This is a genomic window from Microbacterium sufflavum (assembly GCF_023101165.1).
Taxonomy (GTDB): Bacteria; Actinomycetota; Actinomycetes; order Actinomycetales; family Microbacteriaceae; genus Microbacterium; species Microbacterium sufflavum.
Genome location: NZ_CP078076.1, coordinates 2,884,273 through 2,897,320, shown reverse-complemented (window position 1 = coordinate 2,897,320; position 13,048 = coordinate 2,884,273). Strand labels below are relative to the sequence as shown.

Annotated in this window: 11 protein-coding genes; 8 read left to right on the top strand and 3 right to left on the bottom strand. The window is 70.7% G+C overall.

What is annotated here, in order from left to right; all coding sequences use genetic code 11:
- Positions 1-33: 33 nt before the first annotated feature.
- Positions 34-2,286, top strand: a complete 2,253-nt coding sequence (locus tag KV394_RS14035; RefSeq protein ID WP_136033645.1) for a RelA/SpoT family protein — start codon at positions 34-36, stop codon at positions 2,284-2,286.
- Here KV394_RS14035 and KV394_RS14030 read toward each other — a convergent pair.
- Both KV394_RS14030 and KV394_RS14025 read right to left on the bottom strand, forming a co-directional pair.
- Entirely contained in the window at positions 2,273-2,824 is a 552-nt protein-coding gene (locus tag KV394_RS14030; protein ID WP_136033647.1) for a type IV toxin-antitoxin system AbiEi family antitoxin, read from the bottom strand. The genes KV394_RS14035 and KV394_RS14030 overlap by 14 nt on opposite strands.
- 61 nt (positions 2,825-2,885) lie before the next feature.
- Entirely contained in the window at positions 2,886-4,241 is a 1,356-nt protein-coding gene (locus KV394_RS14025) for a DUF349 domain-containing protein (protein ID WP_247981700.1), read from the bottom strand.
- Positions 4,242-4,445: 204 nt separating this feature from the next.
- Between KV394_RS14025 and KV394_RS14020 the strand changes: the two genes are divergently transcribed.
- Positions 4,446-6,188: an NAD(P)/FAD-dependent oxidoreductase gene (locus KV394_RS14020; RefSeq protein WP_247981699.1), complete on the top strand. Its 1,743-nt coding sequence runs from the start codon at positions 4,446-4,448 to the stop codon at positions 6,186-6,188.
- Positions 6,185-6,946, top strand: a complete 762-nt coding sequence (locus KV394_RS14015; protein WP_247981698.1) for a winged helix-turn-helix domain-containing protein — start codon at positions 6,185-6,187, stop codon at positions 6,944-6,946. The genes KV394_RS14020 and KV394_RS14015 overlap by 4 nt, the downstream gene beginning before the upstream one ends.
- Before the next feature lie 15 nt (positions 6,947-6,961).
- On the opposite strand, the gene KV394_RS14010 is transcribed toward KV394_RS14015, so the two are convergent.
- Positions 6,962-7,282: a hypothetical protein gene (locus tag KV394_RS14010; RefSeq protein ID WP_206251221.1), complete on the bottom strand. Its 321-nt coding sequence runs from the start codon at positions 7,280-7,282 to the stop codon at positions 6,962-6,964.
- A 110-nt stretch (positions 7,283-7,392) separates the two neighbouring features.
- On the opposite strand from KV394_RS14010, the gene KV394_RS14005 reads away from it, so the two are divergent.
- The 5 genes from KV394_RS14005 (at position 7,393) to ruvX (ending at position 13,046) form a co-directional block, all read left to right on the top strand.
- On the top strand, positions 7,393-8,751 hold the full coding sequence (locus KV394_RS14005; RefSeq protein ID WP_247981697.1) for a replication-associated recombination protein A: 1,359 nt from the start codon (positions 7,393-7,395) through the stop codon (positions 8,749-8,751).
- Positions 8,752-8,932: 181 nt separating this feature from the next.
- Positions 8,933-9,562: a 30S ribosomal protein S4 gene (rpsD, locus tag KV394_RS14000; protein ID WP_136033656.1), complete on the top strand. Its 630-nt coding sequence runs from the start codon at positions 8,933-8,935 to the stop codon at positions 9,560-9,562.
- A gap of 111 nt (positions 9,563-9,673) precedes the next feature.
- Positions 9,674-9,862: a hypothetical protein gene (locus KV394_RS13995; RefSeq protein WP_136033658.1), complete on the top strand. Its 189-nt coding sequence runs from the start codon at positions 9,674-9,676 to the stop codon at positions 9,860-9,862.
- A 53-nt stretch (positions 9,863-9,915) separates the two neighbouring features.
- Complete coding sequence (gene alaS, locus KV394_RS13990) at positions 9,916-12,576, top strand: alanine--tRNA ligase (RefSeq protein WP_247981696.1); 2,661 nt, start codon at positions 9,916-9,918, stop codon at positions 12,574-12,576.
- Positions 12,573-13,046 carry a Holliday junction resolvase RuvX gene (ruvX, locus tag KV394_RS13985; RefSeq protein ID WP_136033661.1) on the top strand — a complete coding sequence of 158 codons (474 nt, stop codon included), beginning with the start codon at positions 12,573-12,575 and terminating at the stop codon, positions 13,044-13,046. Before alaS ends, ruvX begins: the two co-directional genes overlap by 4 nt.
- The last annotated feature ends 2 nt before the right edge of the window (positions 13,047-13,048 follow it).

The following is a 13,048-nucleotide window of genomic DNA, read 5'->3' as shown; positions in this document are numbered from 1 at the left end:
ACGCGTAGGATTGTCTGATTCGGAGGTGAGTGGATGGCGGAGCCGCAGACGGCGTCGCAGGGTTCGAGTCTGCGACGGCTCGTGCCCCGCATCTTCTCTCGCGCGTCCCGCATCAACGATCTCGACAACCTGATCCGCACGGTCAGGGCGAATCATCCCAAGGGCGACTTCTCCGTCATCTCCCGGGCCTACGCGGTCGCGAAGGAGAAGCACGAGGGGCAGAAGCGGCAGAGCGGCGAGCCGTACATCACGCACCCGCTGGCCGTCGCGCAGATCCTCGCCGAGCTCGGCCTGGGCCCGCGCGCGATCGCCGCGGCCCTCCTGCACGACACCGTCGAGGACACCGGCTACGCGCTGACCGACCTGACCGCTGAATTCGGCGACGAGGTCGCGATGCTGGTCGACGGCGTCACCAAGCTCGACAAGGTCAAGTACGGCGAGAGTGCGCAAGCGGAGACGGTCCGCAAGATGATCGTGGCGATGTCGAAGGACATCCGCGTGCTGCTGATCAAGCTCGCCGACCGCCTGCACAACGCCCGCACGTGGGGCTTCGTACCGCCCGAGAAGGCGGCGAAGAAGGCGAAGGAGACGCTGGAGATCTATGCGCCTCTGGCCAACCGCCTCGGTATCCAGGCCATCAAGTCGGAGCTGGAAGACCTCTCGTTCGCGGTGCTGCACCCGAAGATCTACAACGAGATCCACAGCCTGATCGCCCAGCGCACACCGCAGCGGGAGAAGTACCTCGGCCAGGTGATCGAGGAGATCGACGAGGACCTGCGGGATCTGCGGATCCGTGGCAAGGTCGTCGGCCGGCCGAAGCAGCTCTACTCCGTGTACCAGAAGATGGTGATCCGGGGGCGCGAGTTCGACGACATCTACGACCTCATCGGCATCCGCGTGCTGGTGTCGTCCGTGCGCGACTGCTACGCCGTGCTCGGCGCGATCCACGCGCGCTGGACGCCGTTGCCCGGCCGCTTCAAGGACTACATCGCCACCCCGAAGTTCAACCTCTATCAGTCCCTGCACACGACCGTGATCGGCCCGGCAGGTCGCACGGTGGAGATCCAGATCCGCACGCACGAGATGCACCAGCAGGCGGAGTACGGCGTCGCGGCGCACTGGATGTACAAGGAGCGGATGAACGGCGGCGGCAAGGCCGAGGTCCGCGCCTCCGACACCGACATGGCGTGGCTCGCGCACATCTCCGACTGGCAGGCCGAGACCGCGGACCCCGGCGAGTTCCTCGACTCGCTGCGCTTCGAGATCGGAGCCAAGGAGGTCTACGTCTTCACGCCGAAGGGACGGGTCATCGGCCTTCCCGCCGGCGCGACGCCCGTCGACTTCGCCTACGCCGTGCACACCGAGATCGGCCATCGCACGATGGGCGCCAAGGTCAACGGCCGCCTCGTGCCGCTCGAGTCGGAGCTCAAGAGCGGCGACGTCGTCGAGGTGTTCACGTCGAAGAACCCCGACGCCGGCCCCAGCCAGGACTGGCTCGGCTTCGTCAAGAGCACGCGGGCGCGGAACAAGATCCGCGGCTGGTTCACGAAGGAGCGTCGCGAGGAGGCGATCGAGCAGGGCAAGGAGGCGATCGCCCGGGCGATGCGCCGACAGAACCTGCCGCTGCAGCGCCTGATGAATCAGGACTCGTTCACCGAGGTCGCGCATCAGCTGCACTACGAAGACGTGTCCGGGCTCTACGCGGCTGTCGGCGAGGGACACGTGTCCACGCAGTCCGTGCTCGAGAAGGTCACCGCCCTGGTGGCGGCGAACGACACGACGACCGGGGCGATCGATCTGCCGGGCAGCGTGCAGACCAGGGAGCCGCGCGGCGGCGACTCCGGGGTGCTCGTGCGCGGTGCGAACGACATCCTCGTCAAGCTCGCCAAGTGCTGCACCCCCGTGCCGGGCGACCCGATCGTGGGCTTCGTCACGCGGGGGAGCGGCGTCTCGGTCCACCGTGCCGACTGCGTCAACGTCAAGGCGCTGAGCGGCGAGCAGGACCGCTTCGTCGAGGTCTCCTGGGCACCGACCACCAAGAGCGTCTTCCGCGTGCAGATCCAGGTCGAGGCGCTCGACCGGTCCGGGCTCCTGTCGGATGTCACTCGAGTGCTGAGCGAGCACCACGTCAACATCCTGTCCGCCACGGTCAGCACGACCGATGAGCGCCTGGCGCTGAGCCGCTTCGTGTTCGAGATGGGCGACGCCGTGCACCTGGACCGCGTGCTGAACGCCGTGCGGCGCATCGACGCGGTGTACGACGTCTACCGCGTCACCTCGTCCTGAGCGCGACCCGCTCGAGGGCGGCGATGCCGACGCGGCTCCCCGGGACACGGCTGGTCCCGCGCAGCTCGACGAGGGCTTGTGCGGTCACCGCCGGGCAGGCGACGGCGAGGGCATCCATCCAGGGAAGCACGCGGGGGTCGCGATGCAGGCTCGTCGCCAGGTCGACCATCGTCCGCGCGGGCGTCGACACGGCGACGCCACCGATCACGACGACGTCCGCGGCGGCGAGCACGGTGTCGTGGAAGACCAGGCGGGCACTCGTACGCGGGCGCACGCGACGCTCGACGCACCGCTTCACGTGATGCACGGGCGGCGGTGCGTCTCCGGCGCCGTGGATCCATGCGGCAGTCGGGCCGCAGGCCGCGGCGCCGTCCTGCACGAGAGGCCCGATCGACGCGGCACGCACGTCCGCACCCTCGATGAGGTCGGCCGGGATGTACGCCTCGCCGAGGTCGACGACGTGGCCGTCGAGTCGAGCGGCGGCGAGCTCCGGCAGACTCAGCCGCGCGCCGGGCAGATACAGAAGAGCGGGATGCATCACGCCAGTGTGGCGCAGCGCATCCCGCTCCTGTGGCGGTCGTCGCGGGTTGTGGATAGCGTCAGCCGCCCAGGGCGTTGAGCCAGGCGCGGCGGGCTTCGAGCGCGTCAGCCGCGGTCTGGGCGGCCTTGGTGTCGCCCGACTTCTCCGCGGCGGCCAGCTCGGCCTCGAGCTTCTCGATGGCCTCGTGCAGCTGCGAGCTCATGTCGTTCGCGCGCGCCTTGGTCTCGGGGTTGTTCTTCTTCCAGTCGACGTCCTCGCGGGCCTTGAGCGCCTGCTCGATCACCCGGAGCTTGTCGTCGAGAGCGCGCTCCTTCTCGCGCGGGAAGATGCGGCCCACCTCGTCCCACTCGCGCTGGATGCGGGTGAGCAGTGCCCGCGCACGCTTGATGTTCGACTCGTCGGCCACGGCCTTCGCCTGCTCCAGAAGAGCCTGCCGTGCCTCGATCCGGGGCGCGGAGTCTGCCTCTTCCGCGGCGGCCTGCTCAGCCCGCGCGGCGTACAGCGCATCGCCGGCCGCCTTGAACCGCGCCCAGAGCGCGTCGTCGGCCTTGCGCCCGGCACGGCCGGCGGCCTTCCACTCGTCGAGCAGGGTGCGGTACGCGGGGATGCCGTCGACGCCGCGGGGAGCGAGCGCCTCGGCGCGCTCGACCAGCCGCGACTTGGCGTCGCGTGCGGCCTTGTGCGTCTCGTCGAGCTCGGAGTAGAAGGCGCGCCGGTGCTTGTCGACCACCGAGCGGGCGTCACGGAACCGCTTCCAGAGCTGTTGCGACACGCTCTTCGACAGGCGCGGACCGTTCTGCTGCTGTGCCTGCCACGACTCGAACAGCTCGTTGAGCTCGGCCGTGACCTGCTTCCACTGCACCTTGCTGAGGTCGCGGGCGGCGATGGCCTCGGCGCGCTCCACCAGGGCCGTGCGCTCCGCGACCGCCTGCTCCACGAGCGCCCTGGCCTGCTGAGCCTCCTGCTCCGTCGCCTCCGAGAGCGAGGCGGTCAGGGCGTTCAGCCGGTCGCGCAGTCCCGCGAGGTCGCCGACCGCTGCGGCATCCGTCGCCTCGGCGATGAGGTGCGAGGCCTGCTTCGCGAGGTCGCTCGCCGAGGCGCCGCCGGCCTGATGGCGCTGCTCGAGCGCGTGCACCTTGAAGGCGATGTCGTCGTACTTGCGCACGAAGTAGGCGAGGGCCTCTTCCGGGGTGCCGTCGGGGTACTGGCCGACCACCCGCCACGACTCGCCCTCGCGGACCTCGACCGTGCCATCGTGGGAGACGCGACCCCATTCGAGCGCCGAGGCGGAGGGCGCGGGCGTCGCCGGTGCGGCGGGCGCGACCGCGGCGGGCGTCGGGGCCTTCCGGGGCATGGGCACGGCGGGCGGTGCGGGGATGGGCGGGGTCGGCTTCGAGGGCTCGGTGGCAGACACGGTGATTCTCCTTGCGCGGTCGGGCCGCGGGAGGCGGAAAGGACGAGGCTCAGCCTAGTACGACCCGCGCTGCGGGGTGAGGCCGAAGGCGCGTTATCGATTTGTGAGGAGAACGTTCGACGCGCGAAACACGCGACGTCATCTCCGGGTAACACGGCGCTCCTATCGTCGTCCCACGACGGTCCGCAGGTCGACAGGAGGTCCATGGACGACAGCGCATCCCGGAGGACGGAGGTCCTGATCGTCGGCGCGGGGCCCGCGGCGCACGCGTTCGTGGCGCACCTCCTGGGCGATCCCTGCGACGACGTGCGGGTCACGGTGATCGGCGACGAGGGGCGCCTGCCGTACGACCGCACCCGGTTGTATCGACTGGTCCGGGGGGACGACCCCGCTGACCTGGACCTCGACCGAGGGGTGTTCCGCGACGACCGCGTGCGCCTGATCCGGGATGATCGGGTGCGGAAGATCGACCGGAAGCTCCGCCGCGTCCGCACCCGCTCCGGACGCGTGTACATGTACGACGTGCTCGTCCTCGCGACCGGGCGGCACCCGGTTCGTCCGACGCTCGACGGGGCCGGACTGCCCGGGTGCTTCACGTTCCAGTCCGCAGCGGATGCGTCGGCGCTGCGAGCCCATGTGCACGCGCCGCGCGGCGAGCAGTGGCGGCGTCCGCGCGCGACGGTCGTCGGTGACGGGCCGGGCGGGTTCGCCGCCGCGCTCGCGCTCGCGGAGAGCGGAGTCGAGGTCGCGGTCGTGCACGAACGAGGGGACCACGCGGATCCGGGTCGTCGCACCTCGGCGGCAGTCGACGCACTCCTGCGGGAGCGCGGGATCGCGGTGCGGAGGTCGACGCGCGTCACCCGCATCGATGCGGACGAGTCCGGCGCGGTCGCGAGCATCGAATTCCACGACGGTTCCTTCGCCCGGACGGATGCGGTCGTGTTCGCGCCCGCGGTGCGCCCGCGTGACGAGCTCGCGCGGAACGCGGGGCTCACCGTGGTGCCGGGCGGCGGCGTGCTCGTCGACGCCGACGGTCGCACGAGTGATCCGCACATCCTGGCTGTGGGGAGCGTCGCTGTCGCGGCGGACGACGAGCCGGGCCCGCGGGCACCGGGCGGTGGCGGGCGCGTGGCGGACAGGATGCGGGAGGCCGTGGCGACGACACGGACGCGGTGGCTGACGACGATCGTGCGTGCGGGAGGCGTCGAGTTCACGGATCTCCGGTCGTCGCCGGACGGCGAAACCGTCGGAGTCGTCGTCCCCCTGGCGGACGCGCCGGGACGGATCGCGGGCGACCTCCTCCTCTCCGAGGACGGACGAGTCCTGCTCGGTGCGACGGTGCTCGGCGACGAGGACCGGCTCGCGACCCTCCGCGCGGCCGCGGATGACGGCGCTAGGGCGCGGGCGGTGTCCGAGCTGCTTCGCGAGCACGAGAGCGATGTGACCTGCGGTCATGCGTTGCTCACGGGGCCATCCCCGGTCACGGCGGTGACGGAGCGACGAGAGCACGGCCTGAGCGGCCTTGCGGAGTTCCCCGAAAGCGCGGAGTGCGCGTTCTGCGCACGGGCGGTCGCGCGGCGCCTCATCGCGCGCGCCGGAGCGGTTGCGATCGGCTCAGGGCGACGGGGTGTCCCCGAGCGGGGCCCGGTCGGACGCCCCCGTACCAGGGAGACCGTGCTCGGCGTGACCCTCGCTGTCGCGGGGGAGCTGTCCGGCGCCCAGCTCGTCCTCATCGGACGGCTGGCGGAGGAGCACGGGTTGCGGGTGCGGCCGTCCGATGGCGGAGTGCTGGAGCTGCGTGGCGCATCCGCCGCAGAAGTCCCCGCCGTGCTGGGCAGGTTGCGTGCCGCCGGACTGGAGGCTGCGACGCGCGACGGGGGTGGACGTTTCGTCGAGGCGCGGACCACGGGATCCGTCACGCGGCGACGCGAGGAGAGTCCGGCATGAGCATTCCGACGAGCGTGGGCCGGCCGCTGACCGGGTGCCGGATAGCGATCGCCGATGACCCGTCCGCGGGTACTGCGCACGGAGCGGTGGCGTCGCCGACGCCGGTCGACCTCGGTGCGCTTCTCGCCGCGGCGGGAGCCGAGGTCGTCCGCGTGCCGTCGGTACGCGCGGATCATTCCGTGCCGGCCGGTGTTCGACGGTCGGTGCACCGCGTCGCGACCGGGCGCATCGACGGCGTGCTGCTCTTCTCGGTCGAGGGCGCGCGTTCCTGGTGGCGCACCGTCGAGCGCCTCGGTCTGGGGGACGCGATCCGAGCCAGGGCGCGGGCGTCGCGTCTGCTGCTCGTCGCCTCGGGTGCGGAGGCGGCCCGGTCACTCGCCGATGCGGACATCCCCGCCACGACGGTCGACGGGGCGCTCCCGGACGACCTCGCACGCGCCGTCGTCGGGTTCTTCTCGGAGCAGGCGCCGATGCAGCGGACGGACGCCGGAGAGCTCGTCGTGCGCAGCGGCGGGGTGCTGCTCGATGAGCGGTTCCTCCCGCTCTCGGCGGGCGCCGCGGAAGTCCTGGAGGCACTGTTCCTCGCGGAGGGGCGGGTGCTCTCCCGGGAGGAGCTCGGGCGGATGCTCGCCGGACGACGACGCAGTGCACGGGCCGTGGAGGTGGCGGTCGCACGGTTGCGCGAGGCTCTGGGCGACGCGGAGCTGGTGCAGACGGTGGTGAAGCGCGGCTACCGTCTCGCTGTCGCCGATCGCTGAGCCGGCGCCGCGGGGTCAGCCCGCCGGTGTGTCCGTCGGAACGGGCGACGGGGAGGGAACGGGAGAGTCGGAGGGAAGGGGGGACTCGGACGGCACCGGGGAGTCGGAGGGGGAGATCGTGGGACTCGGCGTCGGTTCGGGGGCGGTCACCTGCGCGTGCACGACCTGGCTCCCGATCGCGGCGACGACGATGAGACCGCCGACGATCACCGCGACGGTGTTGTCGCGGCGACGGCGGCGGATCTGGTCCTCGTGCCAGCGCGTGCGCGCGGCATGCAGTCGTGCGCGCTCCGCCTCGGTGCGCGACTGTGCCTTCTTGGAACCGCGTGCCGCCATGCCCGATATCTCCATCCCGACGCCCGTCCGCGGCGTCGCCTGAGAGCCTACCGTCGCCCACGGGCGGGTTCCGTCGCCACGGTGTCGGCGCCCGCCGTTAGCCTGGAGGGGTGACTTCTCCTGCCGCGCTGCTCTCCGGGCAGACGCCTCTCGCCGTGCGCATGCGCCCGGTCTCGCTCGATGAGGTCGCGGGACAGCGTCACCTGCTGCGGGCGGGATCCCCGATCGTGGCTCTCGCCGATCCCGAGGCGGCAGCGCCCGGGGCCGTGTCGATCATCCTGTGGGGGCCTCCCGGCACGGGGAAGACCACGCTGGCGCAGGCCATCGCGCGCTCCTCCGGTCGACGGTTCGTCGAACTGTCGGCGATCACGGCCGGGGTGAAGGACGTGCGCGAGGTGATGCAGGAGGCGATCACGCAGCGTGACCTGTACGGCCAGACGACCATCCTCTTCCTCGACGAGATCCACCGCTTCACGAAGGCGCAGCAGGATGCCCTGCTGCCCGGAGTGGAGAACGGCTGGGTCATCCTGATCGCGGCGACCACCGAGAATCCGTCGTTCTCCGTGATCTCCCCGCTGCTGTCGCGGTCGCTGCTGCTCACGCTGCAGCCGCTGACCGACGACGACATCGGTCTGCTCGTCGACCGCGCCGTGACGGATGCGCGCGGGCTCAAGGGTGCCGTGGTGCTCGACGACGAGGCGCGCACGGCTCTCGTGCGACTGGCGTCGGGCGATGCGCGGCGCGCGCTCACGGGGCTCGAGGCCGCGGCCGCGGTCGCGCTGTCCCATGCCGCCGCGGTCGAGGACGACGGCGACAGCGCATCGGACGGTGTCCCCGCGGTGACGGCGGATGATGTGGCGCAGGCGGTGGACAAGGCGCTGCTCCGCTACGACCGTCAGGGCGACGAGCACTACGACGTGATCAGCGCGTTCATCAAGTCGATCCGCGGGTCCGATCCCGACGCCGCACTCCACTACCTGGCGCGCATGATCGAGGCGGGGGAGGACCCGCGTTTCATCGCTCGGCGCCTGGTGATCTCGGCGTCGGAGGACGTGGGTCTCGCCGATCCCCAGGCGCTCGGCATCGCAGTCGCTGCTGCGGACGCCGTCGCCTTCATCGGCATGCCGGAGGGGCGCATCCCGCTCGCCGAGGCCACGGTGTACCTCGCCACGACGGCGAAGTCCAATGCCGCGTACGTCGGCATCGACGCCGCGATCGCCGACATCCGCGCGGGCGGCTTCGGCCGGGTGCCGCTCCACCTCCGCGACGCCCACTACCCGGGGGCGAAGAGGCTCGGCCACGGCCGCGGTTACATCTACTCGCACGACAGCGAATACGGGATCGTGCCGCAGCAGTACCTGCCGGACGAGTTGGACGGACGTCACTACTACGAGCCGAAGAACCTCGGTGCGGAACGCGACATCGGTGCGCGGCTGGAGCGCATCCGACGCATCCTCGGCGACCGCTGACAGACCGGTCGGTCGGCGCAGCGTCGTCTGTTAGACTTGAGCGGCTCGAAACCGAGTTTTCGGGCATCTCCGCGTTCACACCACACCTCGACGGCGCCCCGGCGTGCGCTCCGAGGCAGAGCGCGGACGATACGTCCGTCGGACGTGAAATCCACGTCCACGTCATCGGAAGGAACACTTCGTGACCACGAAGTCCCAGGACCGCCGCAAGGTGCGTCTCAGCCGTGCCCTCGGCATCCCGCTCACCCCGAAGGCCGCCCGCTACCTCGAGAAGCGTCCCTACGCTCCGGGCGAGCACGGCCGCACCAAGCGCAAGGCCGACAGCGACTACGCCGTCCGTCTGCGCGAGAAGCAGCGTCTGCGCGAGCAGTACGGCATCCGCGAGAAGCAGATGCGCAACACGTTCAACGAGGCTCGTCGTCAGGACGGCCTGACCGGTGAGAACCTGGTCGAGCTCCTCGAGATGCGTCTCGACGCTCTCGTGCTGCGGTCGGGTTTCGCCCGCACCACGGCTCAGGCTCGCCAGCTCGTCGTGCACCGTCACATCCTCGTCGACGGCCAGCTCGTCGACCGCCCGTCGTTCCGCGTGAAGCCGGGTCAGCTCATCCACGTCAAGGCCAAGAGCGAGGGCACCGAGCCCTTCCAGGTGGCGGCAGCCGGCGGTCACGCCGAGGTGCTTCCTCCCGTTCCCGGCTACCTCGAGGTCGAGCTCGACAAGCTCCAGGCCCGCCTGGTCCGTCGCCCGAAGCGCGCCGAGGTCCCCGTGACCTGTGAAGTGCAGCTCGTCGTCGAGTACTACGCGGCTCGCTGATCCAGCGATCGAGCATCAGGCAGGAGGCGTCGGGGATTCCCGACGCCTCCTGTCGTTTCCGCCTACGATGGAGAGACCGCGCCTTCGCGGCTCTCAGGCAAGGATGACGACATGAAGACTGTGCTGTGGTTCCTCATCGGCGTGATCGGCGGCTTCGTCGCGGCTCACTTCATGAACAAGGACCCGCGCGGCCATGACATCCTCGCCGACGTCGACGCCCGCATCAACGGCTTCACCGCCGCGCTCGGCGACGCGTATCGCGCCCAGGAGGCGCGGCTCACCGAGCCGGGCGAGAACTGAACCACCGCAGCCGCGCATCGACGCGCTCCCTCACACAAGGACAACCGGGACCTATGAACACTGCGGAAATCGCGCAGCGCTATCTCTCCTACTTCGAGAAGAACGATCACCTCATCGTCCCCTCGGCCTCCCTCGTCAGCGACGACCCGTCGCTGCTGTTCACGGTCGCCGGCATGGTCCCGATGATCCCGTACCTCACGGGCGTGGTCCCCGCTCCGCATCCGCGCATCGCCGATGTGCAGAAGTGCATCCGCACCAACGACATCGAGGAGGTCGGACGCACGGCGCGTCACGGCACGTTCTTCCAGATGCTCGGCAACTGGTCGTTCGGCGACTACTTCAAAGAGGGCGCGATCCGCTACGCGTGGGAGCTGCTCACGACCTCCGAATCCGACGGCGGGCTGGGCTTCGACGAGAAGGACCTGTGGGTCACGGTCTACGAGACCGACGATGAGGCGGAGTCCATCTGGCGCGACATCATCGGGCTGAAGCCGGAGCGCATCCAGCGCCTCGGCCGCGCGGACAACTACTGGAACACCGGGCAGCCCGGCCCCGGCGGACCCGACTCCGAGATCTTCTTCGACCGTGGCCCGTCCTACGGCAAGGACGGCGGTCCGGCGGCGGACGACAACCGGTTCATGGAGCTGTGGAACCTCGTGTTCATGCAGGACTTCCTCGAGAACATCCGGAGCAAGACCGAGTTCGACATCGTGGGCGAGCTGCCGATGAAGAACATCGACACCGGCATGGGCCTCGAGCGCGTCGCCTTCCTCAAGCAGGGCGTCGAGAACATGTACGAGATCGACCAGGTGCGGCCCGTGCTGGACCGCGCCGTCGAGCTCTCCGGACGCCGTTACGGAGCCGTGCACGAGGACGATGTGCGCTTCCGCGTGATCGCCGATCACGTGCGCTCCTCGCTGATGCTGCTGTCCGACGGCGTGCGTCCGTCGAACGAGGGCCGCGGGTACATCCTGCGCCGCCTGATGCGGCGGACCGTGCGGGCGATGCGTCTGCTGGGCGTCGACGAGCCGGCCTTCCCCGAGCTCTTCTCCGCGTCGCGGGACGCCATGAAGTCGGCCTACCCCGAGCTCGAGCGCGACTGGTCGGTGCTGTCCTCGGCCGCCTTCGCCGAGGAGGAGACCTTCCGGCGCACCCTCGCCCAGGGCTCGACCATCCTCGACCTCGCCGTGGACGACACGAAGAAGAGCGGCGGGACGACCCTGAGCGGCTCCGAGGCCTTCCTGCTGCACGACACATACGGCTTCCCGATCGACCTCACCCTCGAGGTCGCCGCGGAGGCCGGGCTCGACGTCGACCGTGCCGCGTTCGACGCGCTCATGCAGGAGCAGCGTCAGCGCGCCAAGGACGACGCGCGCAACCGCAAGCGGCAGCTCGCCGACGTGTCGGTCTACCGCGACCTGCGGGCGCTCGGCGAGACCGGTTTCGACGGCTACACGGCCCTCGAGGTCGACTCGCGGGTGCTCGGCATCCTGGTCGACGGTGCCTCCGTGCGCAGCGCCGCGGAGGGACAGATCGCCGAGGTCGTGCTGGCGGAGACGACGCTGTATGCGGAGTCCGGCGGCCAGGTCGCCGACAAGGGCACGATCGTGGGCCCTGGCTACGAGCTCGAGGTGCTCGATGTGCAGCGCCCCGTCCCCGGGCTGATCAGTCACACCGTCGAGGTGACGCGGGGGAGCGTGGCGGTGGATGACGCGGCCACGACCATCGTCGACGCGGCCAACCGTCGTGCGGCGCGGCAGGCGCACTCGGCGACCCACCTGGTGCACGCCGCTCTGCGCGACACGCTGGGCCCGACCGCGACCCAGTCGGGCTCGCTGAACCGTGCGGGCTATATGCGATTCGACTTCGCGTGGTCGCAGGCGCTGTCGGGAGAGACGCGCTCGGAGATCGAGGAGATCACGAACCGCGCCGTGCAGGACGCCCTCGAGGTGACGACGCGCATCGTGACGCTCGACGAGGCCAAGGAGGCCGGGGCGATGGCTCTGTTCGGCGAGAAGTACGGCGACGTCGTGCGCATGGTCGACATCGGCGGCCCCTGGTCGCGTGAGCTCTGCGCGGGCACGCACGTGTCGACGAGCGCCGAGATCGGGCTGGTCAGCGTGGTCGGCGAGTCGTCCGTCGGGGCATCGAACCGCCGTATCGAGGCTCTCGTCGGTGCCGACGCGTTCCGCGAGCTGGCCGCCGAGCGCGCGCTGGTCTCGCAGCTGACCGCGTCGCTCAAGACTCCGCGCGAGCAGCTGCCGGAGCGGATCGCCGATCTCGCCGCGAGCCTCAAGGCCGCCGAGAAGCGCATCGCGCAGTTCGAGGCCAAGGAGCGGGCGGGGCAGATCCCCGCGATCGCGGAGGCCGCGTCCCGCATCGGCGCGTTCCGGGTGGCTGCACAGTCGCTCGGTGAGGTGGCCTCGGCGGACGACGTGCGCGATCTGGTCAACGGCGTCCGTGAGCGGCTGGGGTCGGAGGCGGCAGTGGTCGCCCTCGGCGCGATCGTCAATGGCCGGCCGGTCGTGGTCGTCGCCACGAACGAGGCGGCGCGTTCGGCGGGCGCGAAGGCGGGTGCGCTCGCGAAGCGCGCAGCCGGCGTGCTCGGCGGTGGCGGCGGCGGGCGCGACGACCTCGCCCAGGGCGGCGGCACCGACGGTGCGGCGCTTCCGGCAGCGCTGGAGGCCATCGCACAGGAGCTCCGCGGAGCGTGACCGGCTTCCGTCGCGGAGTGCGGCTCGGCGTCGACGTGGGACGCGCCAGGGTGGGCGTGGCACGGTGCGATCCGGACGGCATGCTGGCCGTCCCGGTCGAGACCGTGCCGCGCGACGACGCGGCGATCACGCGACTCGTGGCGATCGCCGCGGAGTACGAACCGCTGGAGTTCGTGGTCGGGCTGCCGGTGAATCTGCAGGGCGCGGACACCCCGTCCACCACGGATGCGCGCGAGTTCGCAGCGCTGTTGCAGCGCGAGAGCGGTGTGCCGGTGCGGCTCATCGACGAGCGTCTGAGCACGGTGTCCGCACACGCGGCATTGCGGAGTTCCGGGCGTTCCCAGAAGAACTCTCGTAGCATTGTGGATCAGGTCGCCGCGGTGGTTCTGCTGCAGCAGGCGATCGACACGGAGAAGAGCACCGGAAACCCGGCCGGTGCACCGGTCCCCGTCGATGAGGAGCCCGCCTGATC